This window comes from Blastococcus sp. VKM Ac-2987, assembly GCF_026967805.1.
Taxonomy (GTDB): domain Bacteria; phylum Actinomycetota; class Actinomycetes; order Mycobacteriales; family Geodermatophilaceae; genus Blastococcus.
Genome location: NZ_JAPVBG010000002.1, coordinates 1134581 through 1149628, shown reverse-complemented (window position 1 = coordinate 1149628; position 15048 = coordinate 1134581). Strand labels below are relative to the sequence as shown.

The following is a 15048-nucleotide window of genomic DNA, read 5'->3' as shown; positions in this document are numbered from 1 at the left end:
CGCGTGACCACCAACGACGCCGAGCGGACCAGCGCCCCCGCCGGGCTGCCCGCAGGCCTGTTCACGACCATCGACCACGTGGGCATCGCCGTCCCCGACCTGGACGAGGCGATCGCGTTCTACGCCCAGGCCTTCGGGGTGCAGTCGGTGCACGAGGAGACCAACGAGGAGCAGGGCGTCCGCGAGGCGATGCTCGCCGTGGGCAGCGGGGACACCCGCATCCAGCTGCTCGCGCCGCTCACGCCCGAGTCGACGATCGCCAAGTTCATCGGCCGCTCGGGCCCCGGGCTGCAGCAGCTGGCCTTCCGGGTGGACGACGTCGAGGCGGTCAGCGCCACGCTGCGCGAGCGCGGCCTGCGGCTGCTCTACGACGTCCCCAAGCGCGGGACGTCGGGCAGCCGGGTCAACTTCATCCACCCCAAGGACGCCGGCGGCGTCCTGGTGGAGCTCGTCGAGCCCGCCGCGGGTCCCGGCCACTGACCCCTGTGAGCCCTCCGGTTACCCACGGGTAACATCGCGCGGAATCCGCCCCGCCCGCACCACCGCAACCGCCCTCCGAGCCCGGCCGACACGGCCACCGATGACCCGGGAGTACGCGTGAACGAGATCAGGGACGCCATCCTCGCCGACCAGCTGGACGCGCTGGGAGGCCTGGCAGTGCCGGAGTCCTACCGCGCCGTGCTGGTCCGCAAGGACGAGCAGACGATGTTCGAGGGCCTCGCCACCAAGGACAAGGACCCCCGGAAGTCGCTGCACGTCGAGGAGGTCCCGACGCCCGAGCTCGGCCCGGGCGAGGCGATCGTCGCCGTCATGGCGTCCTCGGTGAACTACAACACCGTGTGGACGTCGATCTTCGAGCCGGTCTCGACCTTCGGCTTCCTCGAGCGCTACGGCCGCCTCTCGGAGCTCACCAAGCGCCACGACCTGCCCTACCACGTGGTGGGCTCCGACCTGGCCGGCGTCGTCCTCCGCGTGGGCCCGGGCGTGAACAAGTGGAAGCCGGGCGACGAGGTCGTCGCGCACTGCCTCTCGGTCGAGCTCGAGGACCCGGCCGGCCACGACGACACGATGATGGACCCGCAGCAGCGCATCTGGGGCTTCGAGACCAACTTCGGCGGGCTGGCCGAGCTCGCGCTGGTCAAGAGCAACCAGCTGATGCCCAAGCCGGCCCACCTGAGCTGGGAGGAGGCGGCCAGCCCCGGGCTGGTCAACTCCACCGCCTACCGCCAGCTGGTGAGCAAGAACGGCGCCAACATGAAGCAGGGCGACACCGTGCTCATCTGGGGCGCCTCCGGTGGCCTGGGCTCCTACGCCACCCAGATGGCGCTCAACGGCGGCGCCATCCCGGTGTGCGTCGTGGGCAGCTCGGAGAAGGCCGAGATCGTCCGGAGGATGGGCGCCGAGCTGGTCATCGACCGCTCCGCCGAGGGCTACAAGTTCTGGAAGGACGAGAACACCCAGGACCCCAAGGAGTGGCAGCGCCTGGGCAAGAAGATCCGCGAGCTGACCGGGGGCGAGGACGTCGACATCGTCTTCGAGCACCCGGGCCGGGAGACCTTCGGCGCCAGCGTCTACGTGGCCAAGAAGGGCGGGACGATCATCACCTGCGCCTCGACCACCGGCTACCTGCACGAGTACGACAACCGCTACCTGTGGATGAACCTCAAGAAGATCCTCAGCTCGCACTTCGCCAACTACAAGGAGGCGTGGGAGGCCAACCGGCTCATCGACCGGGGGCTGATCCACCCGACGCTGTCCAAGGTCTACCCGATGGCCGACGTCGGCCAGGCCGCCCTCGACGTCCACCGCAACGCCCACCAGGGCAAGGTCGGCGTCCTCACCCTGGCCCCCGAGGAGGGGCTGGGCGTGAAGGACGCCGAGAAGCGCGCCAAGCACCTCGACGCGATCAACCGCTTCCGCGGCATCTGAGCGGACCGGTGGGGCCGGCCGCGCGCCGGCCCCACCGGCACCTCGTCGGGCGTGGCACCAGAGACGTCCGGGGCCCCTGGGATCCGTCCCCCGAGGGACCGGTGACGAGCCCTCCCCCTTCTGCGAGGATGGGCGCATGAGCGACTCCCGCCGCGATCTGCCGATGCACGAGGCCCAGCACTCGTTCGACGTGGTCCTGCGGGGGTACGACCGCAACCAGGTCGCCGCGACGATCGAGCGGCTCGAGGAAGACTTCCACATCGCGCTGGCCGACCGGGACGCCGCCGCCGCGCGCACGGCCGATCTGGCCGGCCAGCTGTCGGCCCTGCACGGCGAGATCGAGGCGCTGCGCCGCAAGGCCGCGACCGCCTCGGCGCCCACCTTCGAGAACATCAGCGAGCGCATCCAGCACATGCTGCAGCTGGCCGAGGAGGAGGCGGCGGAGATCCGCCAGGCCGCCGAGAACGACGCCCTGGCCGTCCGGGAGCAGACCGCCGCCGAGGAGCGGGCGCTGCTCGAGCGCCACGCCGCCGGGCAGGCCGAGGTCGAGCGGATGATCGGCGAAGCCCGGCACAGCGCCGAGCAGATCGCGCAGAAGGCCCAGATCCGGGCCGACGAGCTGGTCGCCAAGGCCCAGGAGCGGGTGGCCCGGCTCGACGCCGAGTCCCAGGCCCGCCGCACCAAGGTCGAGGAGGACTTCGACATCGCGCAGCGCGCCCGCCGCGCCGAGGCCGCCCGGGCCGAGGAGGACCGCGAGCGCGTCTCCATCCAGGCCGCGCGCCAGCGGATCGCCGCCGCCGAGCAGCACGCGGCCCAGCTGGTCGCCGACGCCGAGGCCCGCGCCGAGGCGATCCGCGACGTGCGCGACGAGCTGACCAGCCGGCTGGTCCAGGCCCGCCGGCTGCTGGACGACCTGCCCGACCTCGGCGACCGCCCCCAGCAGTCCCGCGACGACGCCGGCGCCGAGCGGCGGTCCCGCCCGGCCGCGCACGCTGCCGCCGGCACCGCGCCCGAGCAGCCCGCCGCCGCGCCGCAGTCCGCCGCCGGGGACCGGCCCGCGCCGGGCTCCCGTCCCGCGCCGACCGCCCAGCCGGCGACCCAGGAGCGGTCCGCTCCCGAGGCCGCGTCCGCCGACCGGTCCCCGGCCCCGACCCCCGGGCCGCAGACCGGGCAGCAGCCGGCCGTCCAGGCCTCCCGCGGCGAGAGCGAGGCCGCCGCGGCCCGCCAGCCCACCCGGCCCGACCCGGTGACCGCCACCTTCCCCGCGGCCCAGCGCCCCGGTGAGCCGGCCACCCGCCAGCTGCCGATGCCGCCGCGGCCCACGCCCACCGGTCCCACCACGGCTCCGCAGGCGGCTCCCACCCAGTCGATCGACCAGCCGGTGGGCCAGGGGCGCTCCTGATCCCCCTGCCCCACCTCCGGGCAGCCCGCGTACCACCGGACCGGCGCGTCCGGCCGGCACGCGGGCTGCCGGCCGTCCTGGCCCTCCTGCTCGTCGTGCTGGGCGGCATCCTGGCCTCGCCGGGCCGGGCCGTGGCGGACGAGCCGGGCACCGGGCTGCTGCGGGTGGCGCACCTGTCCCCCGACACCCCGGCGGTCGACGTCTCCCTGACCCCGGCCGCGGCTGCCGGGCAGGTGCTCACCGACCCCGGGCCCGTCGTGGCCGGCGGCCTCGGCTACGGCGAGGTCCGCGGCTACGCCGAGCTGACCCCCGGCGCGTACGCGGTCAGCGTGCGCGCCGCCGGCGCCCCGGCCACCCGCCCGCCGGTGCTCGCCACCCGCGTCGAGGTGGTCGCCGGCCAGGCCTGGACCGTGGCGCTCACCGGCTCCTTCGCCCGGCTCTCGCTCGAACCGACCCCCGACGACCTGAGCGCTCCTCCCCCGGGTACCGCGCGGGTCCGGGTGCTCGCAGCGGCGGCCACGCTGCCCTCGGCCGACGTGCTGCTCGGCGACGGCTCGCCGCTCGCCACCGGCCTGCGCTTCCCGGGCGCCGGCCCGTCCGTCGCGGTGCCCGGCGGGCAGCACGTCGTCCGGGTGCCCGGCGCGGACGCGGCCACTGCCCTGGACCTCCCGGCCGGCTCGATCGGCACGGTGCTGGTGCTCGACCGGGCAGGAGGGGGCGTCGAGCTGCGCCCGGTGGCCGACGCCACCGGGCCCGCGGTACGTCCCGCGGGCGCGGTCGAGGCCGGCGGTGGACCGGAGGAGGCGGCCGGGAGCTGGCCGGCGCGCGTCCTCGCCGTCCTGACCGCCGCACCCGGCACCGCCGCGGCACGGGTGCCGCCGTCCAGCGGGGTCCCGGACCCCGTCCGGTTGCGGGTGCCCGCCGTGGGCATCGACACCGCCGTCGTCCGCACCGGGCAGGACGGGACCGGTGCGCTCCTCCCGCCGGGGGACCCCGAGCTCACCGGCTGGTTCACCGGCGGCCCGGCACCCGGGGCGGCCGGTCCCGCGGTGCTCACCGGCCACGTGGACGGTGCCGGCCGCCCGGGCGCGCTCAGCGGGCTCGCGGAGGCCGCTCCCGGGGACGAGGTGCAGGTGGAGCGGGCCGACGGCATGAGGGCCCGCTTCCGGGTCACCGCCGTCGACCGGTACGCCAAGGCCCGCTTCCCCGGGTCGGTGGTCTACGCCCCCACCCCGGCGGCCGAGCTCCGGCTGATCACCTGCGGTGGGCCGTTCGACCCGGTGCGGGGCAGCTACCGCGACAACGTGGTGGTGTCGGCCGAGCTGATCGGCTGAGCCCGCTCAGCGGCGCCGGTCGCGCGAGCGCCAGCACGCGGTGTGCCAGTGCCGCCGCCGGTCGGCGGCGGAGTCCACGTCCCAGGGGTCGAGGTCGGAGTCCCGGACGTACGCCGGCCAGGTGACCACATGCGGCGTCCCGGGGCGGATCTCCTGGTCGCAGCCGGGGCAGCGGTAGGTCTTGCCCGTGGACGCGCCGGTGATCGGCCGGACGACCCAGTCGCCGTCGGACGCCTCCTCCACCGGGTCGACGCGACGAGCCGGCTCCCGACGACCTGCTGGTCGGGAGCCGGCTCGCGGGCGGCGACGGGGCACCCGTCAGCGGGCGGCGTAGTCCCGGAAGCCGCGGCCGGTCTTCCGGCCGAGGTAGCCGGCGGTCACCAGGTGCTCGAGCAGCGGCGCCGGGGCGAAGCCCGGCTCGCGGAACTCGGTGTAGAGCTCCCTCTCGATGGCGAGCGAGACGTCCAGGCCGACGACGTCGAGCAGCTCGAACGGCCCCATCGGGTACCCGCAGCCCACCTTCATGGCGGCGTCGATGTCGTCGGCGGTGGCGTAGTGCGCCTCCAGCATCTTCACCGCGTCGTTCAGGTACGGGAAGAGCAGGGCGTTGACGATGAAGCCGGCCCGGTCGGTGCAGGAGACCGCGTGCTTCGCCAGCTGCGCCGACACCGCGTGGATGGTCGCCGCGACGTCCGGCGCGGTGGAGATCGTCGAGACGACCTCGACCAGCTTCATGACCTGCGCGGGGTTGAAGAAGTGCATGCCCACGACGTCGGCCGGGCGGCCGCTGGCCTTGGCGCACTCGATGACCGGCAGGCTCGAGGTGGTGGTGGCCAGCACGGCCCCGGGCTTGGTGATCTCGCCCAGGTTCGCGAACAGCGCCTCCTTGACCGGCAGCGACTCGACCACGGCCTCGATGACCAGGTCGCGGTCGGCGAGGTCGTCCAGCGACGTCGTGCCGCTGACCCGGGCGAGCATCTCCTCCTTGGCCGCCTCGTCGAGCCGGCCGCGGACGACCTGCTTGTCCAGGGACTTGGTGAGCGCCGAGGTGACGGCCTCCACCTTCTCCGGCGACCGGGCCACGAAGACGACGTCGAAGCCGCCCTTGGCGACGACCTCGATGATCCCGGTGGCCATGGTGCCCGAGCCGACGACGCCCACCGTCCGCACGGGGCGGGCGCCCTCGGCGGCGCCGCCCGGGGTGGGGGTGGCGTCGTCGGCGACGACCTCGGCGGAGCCTGGGGCGGCGTAGGTGTAGAAGCCGCGGCCGACCTTCCGGCCGAGCAGTCCGGCGGTCATCATCTGCTTGATGATCGGGCTCGGCGCGTGCAGCCGGTTGCGCGACTGCTTGTACATCGTGTCGAGGATCTCGTAGGCGGTGTCGATGCCGATGAGGTCCATGAGCGCCAGCGGGCCCATGGGCAGGCCGCAGCCCAGACGCATGGCCGCGTCGATGTCCTCGCGGCTGGCGTACCGGTTCTCGAACATCGAGACGGCGTGGTTGAGGTAGCCGAACAGCAGCGCGTTGGCGATGAAGCCCGCCTTGTCGCCGATCGTCACGTCGACCTTGCCCAGCCGCCCGGCCAGCGCCTCGACGTCCTCGACCACCGAGGGCTCGGTGACGACGGTGCGCACCACCTCGACCAGCTTCATGACCGGCGCCGGGTTGAAGAAGTGCATCCCGATGACCTTGCTGGGCCGGCCGGTGACGACCGAGAGCTCGGTGACCGACAGGCTGGAGGTGTTGGTCGCCAGGATGGTGTCCGGCGGGCAGATCTTGTCCAGCTTGCCGAACAGCTCCGCCTTGAGCTCCATGCGCTCGGGCACGGCCTCGATGACCAGCTCGACGGTGCTCAGGTCCTCCAGCGAGGTGGAGAACCGGATCCGCTCGAAGATCGCGTCCCGGTCGGCGGGGTCGAGCTTGCCGCGGGCCACGGCCCGGTCGGTCGACTGCTCCACGTGCCCGCGGCCCCGGGCCAGCGCCGTGTCGCTGATCTCGACGGCGGTCACGGACAGGCCCGCCCGCGCGAGCACCTCCGCGATGCCGGCACCCATGGTGCCCAGCCCCACGACGCCGACCTCGTTCAGTTCCCTGGCCACGTTGCCAACTCCCATCGCCGGTGATCGCGGGGAAGTCTCTCACCCGCCCATTCCGGACGTGCGAGCGCTACCGGCAGGTAACGGGCGGGCACTCAGCTGCAGCGAACCTAGAAGAGCCGCTGGGTGGGGTCGTCGGTGCCCTTGAGGACGGCGTAGTCGACGGTGACGCAGTCGATCCCGCGGTCGGTCGCCAGCACCCGGGCCTGGGGCTTGATCTCCTGCGCGGCGAACACCCCGCGCACCGGCGCCAGCAGGGGGTCACGGTTGAGCAGCTTCAGGTAGCGGGTCAGCTGCTCGACGCCGTCGATCTCGCCGCGGCGCTTGATCTCCACGGCCACCACCGCGCCGGCGGCGTCCCGGCAGAGCAGGTCGACCGGCCCGATCGCCGTCGGGTACTCCCGGCGCACCAGCGACCAGCCCGGCCCGAAGGTCTCCACGTGCAGGGCCAGCAGCCGCTGCAGCTCCGCCTCGACGCCGTCCTTCTGCAGGCCCGGGTCCACGCCGAGGTCCTGCGCGTGGTCGTGCAGGACCTCCTCGATGCTGATGATCAGCTGCTCGCCGGCCTTGTTCGTCACCGTCCACGTGCCCGCGCCGTCGGCCAGCTCCTCGTCGAGCCGGCAGGGCGGGCTCATCCAGTTCAGCGGCTTGTAGGCGCGGTCGTCGGCGTGCACCGAGACCGACCCGTCGGCCTTGACCAGCAGCAGACGGGTCGCCAGGGGCAGGTGGGCGGTGAGCCGACCGATGTAGTCGACGGAGCAACGGGCGATGACCAGGCGCACGGGCGCCGACGGTACCGGCCGGCCTGCGGTCGGCCACCGACGGGACTTACGGAAACGGAAGGCCCGGAACCCGGTGACGGCCGCCACCGCAGCGGCCAGAATGACCGCGTGCCTGCTCCGCGAGGGACCACCACGACCGCGAGCACCGACGGGCTCGGCGGCGACTGGGTGCACTGGCTGCTCGACGCGGCCCGCACGCGGCTCGGCATGGAGATCGCCTGGGTGTCCCTGTTCCGGGAGGGCCATCAGCTGATCACCTCGGTGACCGGCGAGCTGGACGCCATGAACGTGCAGGCGGGGATGAGCACGCCCCTGGAGGGCTCCTACTGCGTCCGGGTGCTCAGCGGCCAGCTGCCGCCGGTGGTCACCGGTGCCGGCCGGGACCCGCGGACCCGGGACCTGCCGGTGACCGGCGACCTCGGCATCGGCTCCTACGTCGGCGCACCGCTGCGGGGAACGGACCAGCGCCCCGTCGGGATGCTGTGCTGCCTGAGCCGAGATCCGGGCACGCACCTCGACGGCGACGCGGTGCGCACGGTGGAGCTGCTGGCCGACCTGATCAGCGACCACCTGCAGCACCCGCGGCCGGCGTCCCGGCGGGACCTCGCCGAGCGCCGCGCGCGGCTCCGCACCTTCCTGCAGCAGGAGGCGGTGCAGGTGCTCCTCCAGCCGGTGGTCGACATGCGGACCGGCGAGGTCATCGGGCACGAGGCCCTCAGCCGCTTCCCGGGATGGGGCGGGGAGGGGCCGGCGGAGCTGTTCAGCGAGGCCGCCGCGCTCGGGATCGGGGTCGAGCTCGAGGAGGTCGCGGCCCGCGCCGCGCTGGCGACCGCCGGCCGGTTGCCCGGCGGGCTGCCCCTCGCGGTGAACCTGTCCGCCGACGCACTGCTCTGCCCCACCGTCGTCGACCTGCTGCTGGAGCACCCCGGAGGCCCCCTGGCCGTGGAGATCACCGAGCACAGCCGGGTCGACGACTACGACGCCGTCGTGGCGGTCACCAGCCGGCTGCGCGGCGCGGGCGTCACCGTCTGCGTCGACGACGCCGGCGCCGGGTACGCCAGCCTGCGGCACATCCTGCGGTTGAGCCCCGACGTCATCAAGCTCGACATCGGGCTGGTCATGGGGCTGCAGACCGACCCGGCCCGGCAGGCCATGACGTCGGCGATGGTGGCGTTCGCCGGCGAGACCGGCGCGCGGCTGGTGGCCGAAGGGGTCGAGCACGCCGGGGAGCGGGCCGCCCTCCTCGACCGCGGCGTCCGCTTCGGGCAGGGCTACCTCTTCGGCCGGCCGCGGCCGGTGGCCGAGGTGCTCGACGGGGCGCCCGCGTGAGCGCCGCGAGGGAACCTCCCGGCCACCCCGGCCCGTCGTCATGGGTATGAGCACCCGTCCCCTGCGCGCCGCCACCCTGCTGGTCCTGGCCGTGCTGCTCGCCGCCTGCGCCGACGTGGCCGGTGGCGGCGGCACACCCGCCGCGGACCCGTCGACTCCCGCCGCGGAGGACGCCACCGTCGTGCTCCAGGTCAGCGAGGTCGGCGGGTTCACCACGCCGGCCATGCTCGCCGGACGGGTGCCCTCCGCGACGCTCTACGCCGACGGCCGGCTCGTCACCGACGGTCCCGTGATCGCCATCTGGCCGGCCCCCGCCCTGCCGAACCTGCAGGTGTACCGGCTGGGCGACGGCGGGGTGCGCGACCTGGTCGAGCGCGCGGTCGCCGCCGGCGTGACGGAGACCGGCGACCTGGGCAGCCCGCCGGTCGCCGACGTGACCAGCACCCGCTTCACCGTCCGCACCGGCGGTGGGACGGTCACCCGCGAGGTCTACGCCCTCGGCGTCGGCCCGGCGCCCGAGCGCGGGCCGGACGGCGAGCTCCCCACCGGGCTCGACACCGGGATCTCCGAGGAGCAGGCGGCCGCCCGTGCCCGGCTCGCCGAGCTGGCCGAGGCGCTGCGGGATCCGGTCGCCGCCCTGGGTGCCGACCGGGTCAGCGGGCCCGAGCCGTACCGGCCGGAGGCCGTGGCCGCGGTGGTCGGCCCCTACGTCGAGGTGGACCCGGCCCAGGCCGAGCAGCCGTGGCCCGGGCCGGAGCTGCCGGGCGAGCCGATCGGACCGGGGACGACGTGCGTGACGGCCACCGGGGAGCAGGCGCAGGCGGTGCTCGACGCAGCCGCTGAGGGCAACTCGGCCACCCCCTGGGTCGGCGACGACGGGGAGCGGTGGTCCGTGGTGCTGCGGCCGCTGCTGCCGCACGAGTCCGGGTGCGCGGACCTGACCGCGGGATGACCGTCGGGCCCGGACCTCGGGAGGAGGTCCGGGCCCGACGGTCGGGGGTGCCGCGCTACGCGGTCACGGGCTTCCGCAGGTCGGCGTCGACGCCGCCGCGGTCCTCGACCGGGGCCAGCGGGTCGACCGTGTTCGTCGAGCGGTAGCGCTCGAGGTCGAGGATGCCCTCCCGCTTGGCCACGATCGTGGGCACCAGCGCCTGACCGGCGACGTTCACCGCGGTCCGCCCCATGTCGAGGATCGGGTCGACCGCCAGCAGCAGGCCCACGCCGGCCAGCGGCAGGCCGAGGGTGGACAGCGTGAGGGTGAGCATGACCACCGCGCCGGTGACGCCGGCGGTGGCGGCCGAGCCGATGACCGACACCAGGACGATGAGCAGGTAGTCGGTGAGGCCGAGGTCCACCCCGAAGAACTGGGCGACGAAGATCGCCGCCAGCGCGGGGTAGATCGCCGCGCAGCCGTCCATCTTCGTCGTCGCGCCCAGCGGGACGGCGAACGAGGCGTAGGACCGCGGGACGCCGAGGTTCTGCTCGGTCACCCGCTCGGTCACCGGCAGCGTGCCGATCGACGAGCGCGAGACGAAGGCCAGCTGGATCGCCGGCCAGGCCCCCGCGAACCACCGCAGCGGCGAGAGGCCGTGCAGGCGCAGCAGCACCGGGTAGACGACGAACAGCACCAGCGCGAGACCCGCGTAGACGGCGCCGGCGAAGACCCCGAGCGAGCCGAGGGACTCCCAGCCGTAGCTGGCGACGGCGTTGCCGATCAGGCCGACGGTGCCCAGCGGCGCGAGCAGGATGACCCACCACAGCACCTTCTGCACGATGGCCAGGGCGGAGCGGACGAGGCCGAGGAACGGCTCGGCCGCCTCGCCGACCTTGAGCACCGCGATGCCGATCGCCGCGGCGATGACGATCAGCTGCAGGACGTTGAACGACAGATCGCCCTCGGCCGAGGACTGCAGCCCGAGGATGTTGCCGGGCACGATGCCGTTCAGGAAGTCGAACCAGGAGCCGGTCCGGGTCGGGTCCGCCTGCGCGGCGGCGTCGACCGAGCTGTTGCGCCCCGGCTCGGTGAGCAGGCCGAGGGTGATCCCGATGCCGACGGCGATCAGCGCGGTGATGGCGAACCACAGCAGCGTCTGGGCGGCCAGCCTGGCCGCGTTCGAGACCTGCTTGAGGTTGGCGATGCTGACGATCACCGCGGTGACGATCAGCGGCGGGACGAGGGTCTTCAGCAGCGTGACGAACGTGCCGCCGATGGTCTGGAGGGTGCTGGTGAGCCAGTTGGGCGAGCCGTCGGCGACGGTGCCCATCTCACGGGCGACGAAGCCGAGGGCGACGCCGACGACCAGGGCGAGGAGGACCTGCGCCGCGAAGGGCACGCGGCGGAGACGAGCGAGCACGGGGGGATTTCCGTTCTGGGTGGGGGATGACCGGGCGGGGCGTCAGCCCCGACAGCGGTCCACCGTCACGCGGCCGAAGTCGACGGTGCGCCGTCGCGTCAGCCCCCAGATGTTCTGCACGGGTACGTCAGTCCTCCCGCACGCCCGGGCATTCCGGGCTGTGGCCGGGTTCACCCGGCCGGGTGCATCCCGGTCAGTCCGACCAGACCGGACGTCGCTTCTCCAGGAACGAGGCCATGCCCTCGCGCGCGCCGGGCAGCTGGCTGGCCGCGGCCATGACCTCGATGGCGGTCGCGTAGGCGTCCCGCTCCGGCCGGTCCAGCTGGGCGTACATCGTCTGCTTGCCCCAGCCCTTGCTGGCCCGCGAGCCCCGGGTCGCCCGCTCCATCAGGTCGTCGACGGCGGTGTCCAGGTCGGCGTCGGGGACCACCCGGTTGACCAGCCCCCAGTCCAGCGCCGTCGCGGCGTCGATGACGTCGCCGGTCAGTGCCAGCTCCATCGCCCGCTTGCGGCCCACGTTGCGGGCGATCGCCACCATCGGCGTGTGGCAGAACCAGCCGCCCTTGCCGCCGGGGGCGGCGAAGCCCGCGGACTCCGCGGCGACGGCGAGGTCGCACGAGGCGACCAGCTGGCAGCCGGCGGCCGTGGCCAGGGCGTGCACGCGGGCCAGGACGACCTGCGGCACGTCCTGGACCGTCTGCATCAGCTCCGTGCACAGCCGCAGCAGGCTGCGCACCTCGGGCAGCGGGGCGCCGGCGACGTCGGCGAAGTCGTGGCCGGCGCTGAACACCGGCCCCTCGGCGGCGAGCACGATGCCCGCGGCGTCGCTTCCCCCCGCCTCGGTCACCGCGCCGAGCAGTTGCGTGAGGTGCTCGCGGGAGAGGGCGTTGCGCTTCGCCGCGCGGGTCATCGTGATGCGGACGACGTCACCGTCGCGCTCGACCCGTGGCGCACCGTGGTCGGTCATGGCCTGACCCCACCATGCCGGGCGCCGGTCGGCAACGACGATCGCCGCGCGAAGGGGGACGCTGGGCCGGTGCCCGATCCCGAACCGCTCAGCCGGACCGCCCCGCGACCGGCGGGCCGCACGGTCTTCACCCAGGGCTGGCGCGACGTCGCGTTCCTCCACTGGGCGGTCGATCCTGCCCGCGTCGCTCCCCTGCTGCCGGCCGGCACCCGCCCCGACGTGCTCGACGGCGCCACCTACGTCGGGCTCATCCCTTTCCGCATGCAGCGGATCGGGCTGTTCGGGGCACCGGGCATCCCCTACCTCGGCTCCTTCGCCGAGACCAACGTCCGGCTCTACTCGGTCGACGCCCAGGGCCGCCGGGGCGTCGTCTTCCGGTCCCTGGACGCGGCACGCCTGGTTCCCGTGGTCACCGCCCGCTGGGCCGCCCGGCTGCCCTACGCCTGGTCGCGCATGCGGATCGAGCACGCCGGCGACCGCGTCACCTACCGCTGCCGCCGGCGCTGGCCCAGCCCCGCCGGCGCGCGCAGCGCGATCACGGTCCGGGTGGCCGGCCGGCTGTACCGGCCGGACCCCCTGGCCGACTTCCTGACCGCCCGGTGGGGACTGCACCGGCCCGGACGACGCGGTCCGGCGTACTGGCCGAACGAGCACCCGGCCTGGCCGCTGCACCGGGCGGAGCTCGTCGACCTCGACGACTCGCTGCTGCCCGCGGCCGGCCTGGGCGACCTCCCCGGCCGGCCCGACAGCGTGCTGTTCTCGCCGGGCGTCGACGTCCGCTTCGGCCCGGTGCTCAGGCCGGGGCGGGCACCTTCTCGCCGAGACCGTTCGCCTCGCGCACCACGTCGACGACCTGGCCCATGATGTCGTTGAGCCCGAAGTCCTTCGGTGTGAAGACGCGGGCGACGCCCTGGTCGCGCAGCCGGCGGGCGTCGCTGTCGGGGATGATCCCGCCGACGACGACCGGGACGTCGTCCATCCCGGCCTCCCGCAGCCCCCGCAGCACCGCGGGCACGACCTGCAGGTGCGAGCCGGAGAGCACCGACAGGCCGACGACGTGCACGTCCTCCTCGACCGCCGCCGAGACGATCTGCTCCGGGGTCAGCCGGATCCCCTGGTAGATCACCTCGAACCCGGCGTCCCGGGCCCGCACGGCGATCTGCTCGGCGCCGTTGGAGTGGCCGTCCAGGCCCGGCTTGCCCACCAGGAACCGCAACCGGCCCCCGATCTCCTCGCCGGTTGCCCGCACCCGCTCGCGGACGGCGGTCAGGTTCTCGTCGGCCTCGCCACCGCCGGCGGCCGCGGCCACACCGGTGGGCGCCCGGTACTCGCCGAACACCTCGCGCAGCACCCCGGCCCACTCCCCCGTCGTCACGCCGGCCCGCGCGCAGTCGAGGGTGGCGGGCATCAGGTTGACGTCGGAGGACGCCGCCGTGCGCAGCGCGTCCAGGGCCTTCCGCACCGGCTCCGGGTCCCGCTCGGCGCGCCACTTCCGCACCGCCTCCTGGGCGGCGGCCTCGACGGCCGGGTCCACGACCATGATCGCCGCGTCCAGGTCGGCGGTCAGCGGGTTGGGCTCGGTGGTGTCGAACTTGTTGACCCCCACGACGACGTCCTCGCCGCTCTCCATCCGCCGCCGGCGCTCGGCCAGCGAGCTCACCAGCTCGCCCTTCATGTAGCCGGACTCGACGGCGACGACGGCCCCGCCCATCTCCTGCACGCGGGCGATCTCGGCCCGGGCGCCCTCGACGAGCTCGGCGACCTTCTTCTCCACCACGACCGAGCCGGTGAAGAGGTCCTCGTAGTCGAGCAGGTCGGTCTCGTAGGCGAGCACCTGCTGCAGCCGCAGCGACCACTGCTGGTCCCAGGGCCGGGGCAGGCCGAGGGCCTCGTTCCAGGCCGGCAGCTGCACGGCGCGGGCGCGGGCGTCCTTGGACAGGGTGACGGCGAGCATCTCCAGCACGATGCGCTGGACGTTGTTCTCCGGCTGCGCCTCGGTGAGGCCGAGGGAGTTGACCTGCACGCCGTAGCGGAAGCGGCGGTGCTTGGGGTCCTGCACGCCGTAGCGCTCCTCGGTCAGCTCGTCCCAGAGCTGGGTGAAGGCCCGCATCTTGCACATCTCCTCGACGAAGCGGACGCCCGCGTTGACGAAGAAGGAGATGCGGGCGACGACCTCGCCGAAGCGGTCGGGCGGCACCTGGCCCGAGTCGCGCACCGAGTCGAGGACGGCGATCGCGGTGCTCATCGCGTAGGCGATCTCCTGCACCGGCGTGGCCCCGGCCTCCTGCAGGTGGTAGCTGCAGATGTTGATCGGGTTCCACTTCGGCATGGTCGTCACCGTGTAGGCGACCATGTCGGTGATCAGCCGCATCGACGGCGCCGGCGGGAAGACGTAGGTCCCCCGCGACAGGTACTCCTTGATGATGTCGTTCTGCGTCGTCCCCGCGAGCTTCGTGACGTCGTGCCCGTGCTCCTCGGCCACCGCCTGGTAGAGCGCCAGCAGCCACATCGCGGTGGCGTTGATCGTCATCGACGTGTTCATCTCGTCGAGCGGGATGCCGTCGAAGAGGGCCCGCATGTCCCCGATGTGCGTGACCGGGACGCCGACCTTGCCGACCTCACCGACGGCGAGCTCGTCGTCGGGGTCGTAGCCGGTCTGCGTCGGCAGGTCGAAGGCGACCGAGAGCCCGGTCTGCCCCTTCGCCAGGTTGCGGCGGTACAGGGCGTTGGACTCGGCCGGCGAGGAGTGGCCGGCGTAGGTGCGCATGACCCAGGGGCGGTCGCGCTCCGTCGGCGATGTCGGGAACGGCATACCGGCGGAGTGTAGGGCGGTTACCGATCGGTAGCAGCCCCG

The 15048-nt window shown here is 74.1% G+C and carries 13 protein-coding genes; 7 read left to right on the top strand and 6 right to left on the bottom strand.

Going from position 1 to position 15048, the window contains the following annotated elements:
* Positions 1–3 precede the first annotated feature (3 nt).
* The 4 genes from mce (at position 4) to O2W17_RS14500 (ending at position 4665) form a co-directional block, all read left to right on the top strand.
* On the top strand, positions 4–480 hold the full coding sequence (gene mce / locus O2W17_RS14515) for a methylmalonyl-CoA epimerase (RefSeq protein ID WP_269193127.1): 477 nt from the start codon (positions 4–6) through the stop codon (positions 478–480).
* A gap of 117 nt (positions 481–597) precedes the next feature.
* Positions 598–1929: a crotonyl-CoA carboxylase/reductase gene (ccrA, locus tag O2W17_RS14510; RefSeq protein ID WP_269193126.1), complete on the top strand. Its 1332-nt coding sequence runs from the start codon at positions 598–600 to the stop codon at positions 1927–1929.
* Between the two features lie 136 nt (positions 1930–2065).
* Positions 2066–3331 carry a hypothetical protein gene (locus O2W17_RS14505; protein ID WP_269193125.1) on the top strand — a complete coding sequence of 422 codons (1266 nt, stop codon included), beginning with the start codon at positions 2066–2068 and terminating at the stop codon, positions 3329–3331.
* A 95-nt stretch (positions 3332–3426) separates the two neighbouring features.
* Entirely contained in the window at positions 3427–4665 is a 1239-nt protein-coding gene (locus O2W17_RS14500) for a DUF4397 domain-containing protein (protein WP_269193124.1), read from the top strand.
* A gap of 6 nt (positions 4666–4671) precedes the next feature.
* Here O2W17_RS14500 and O2W17_RS14495 read toward each other — a convergent pair whose 3' ends face one another.
* The 3 genes from O2W17_RS14495 to nucS all read right to left on the bottom strand — a co-directional run bounded on the left by O2W17_RS14495 (position 4672) and on the right by nucS (position 7544).
* Positions 4672–4908: a hypothetical protein gene (locus O2W17_RS14495; protein ID WP_269193123.1), complete on the bottom strand. Its 237-nt coding sequence runs from the start codon at positions 4906–4908 to the stop codon at positions 4672–4674.
* 75 nt (positions 4909–4983) lie between these two features.
* Positions 4984–6765 (bottom strand): 3-hydroxyacyl-CoA dehydrogenase family protein, encoded by a 1782-nt coding sequence (locus O2W17_RS14490; RefSeq protein WP_269193122.1) that lies wholly within the window; start codon positions 6763–6765, stop codon positions 4984–4986.
* Between the two features lie 107 nt (positions 6766–6872).
* Entirely contained in the window at positions 6873–7544 is a 672-nt protein-coding gene (gene nucS / locus O2W17_RS14485) for an endonuclease NucS (protein ID WP_269193121.1), read from the bottom strand.
* Positions 7545–7652: 108 nt separating this feature from the next.
* Here nucS and O2W17_RS14480 point away from each other — a divergent pair, with 108 nt between their 5' ends.
* Both O2W17_RS14480 and O2W17_RS14475 read left to right on the top strand, forming a co-directional pair.
* Positions 7653–8873, top strand: coding sequence for a sensor domain-containing phosphodiesterase (locus O2W17_RS14480; RefSeq protein WP_269193120.1), 1221 nt, complete (start codon positions 7653–7655; stop codon positions 8871–8873).
* A gap of 46 nt (positions 8874–8919) precedes the next feature.
* Entirely contained in the window at positions 8920–9825 is a 906-nt protein-coding gene (locus O2W17_RS14475) for a hypothetical protein (protein WP_269193119.1), read from the top strand.
* Positions 9826–9880: 55 nt separating this feature from the next.
* Here O2W17_RS14475 and O2W17_RS14470 read toward each other — a convergent pair whose 3' ends face one another.
* Positions 9881–11227 carry a dicarboxylate/amino acid:cation symporter gene (locus tag O2W17_RS14470; protein WP_269193118.1) on the bottom strand — a complete coding sequence of 449 codons (1347 nt, stop codon included), beginning with the start codon at positions 11225–11227 and terminating at the stop codon, positions 9881–9883.
* A 193-nt stretch (positions 11228–11420) separates the two neighbouring features.
* Positions 11421–12194 (bottom strand): enoyl-CoA hydratase-related protein, encoded by a 774-nt coding sequence (locus O2W17_RS14465; protein ID WP_269193117.1) that lies wholly within the window; start codon positions 12192–12194, stop codon positions 11421–11423.
* A 69-nt stretch (positions 12195–12263) separates the two neighbouring features.
* On the opposite strand from O2W17_RS14465, the gene O2W17_RS14460 reads away from it, so the two are divergent.
* Positions 12264–13058, top strand: a complete 795-nt coding sequence (locus O2W17_RS14460) for a YqjF family protein (RefSeq protein WP_269193116.1) — start codon at positions 12264–12266, stop codon at positions 13056–13058.
* Here the strand turns inward: O2W17_RS14460 and O2W17_RS14455 are convergent.
* The gene (locus O2W17_RS14455) at positions 12988–15006 is read right to left on the bottom strand and encodes a protein meaA (protein ID WP_269193115.1); all 2019 of its coding nucleotides are present in this window, start codon (positions 15004–15006) and stop codon (positions 12988–12990) included. The genes O2W17_RS14460 and O2W17_RS14455 overlap by 71 nt on opposite strands.
* Between the last annotated feature and the right edge of the window lie 42 nt (positions 15007–15048).

Excerpts from the sequence above, each read along its gene's own strand:
- O2W17_RS14465 (WP_269193117.1), bottom strand. The coding sequence starts at position 12,194 with ATGACCGACCACGGTGCGCCACGGGTCGAGCGCGACGGTGACGTCGTC.
- O2W17_RS14455 (WP_269193115.1), bottom strand. The coding sequence starts at position 15,006 with ATGCCGTTCCCGACATCGCCGACGGAGCGCGACCGCCCCTGGGTCATG.
- O2W17_RS14505 (WP_269193125.1), top strand. The coding sequence starts at position 2,066 with ATGAGCGACTCCCGCCGCGATCTGCCGATGCACGAGGCCCAGCACTCG.
- O2W17_RS14475 (WP_269193119.1), top strand. The coding sequence starts at position 8,920 with ATGAGCACCCGTCCCCTGCGCGCCGCCACCCTGCTGGTCCTGGCCGTG.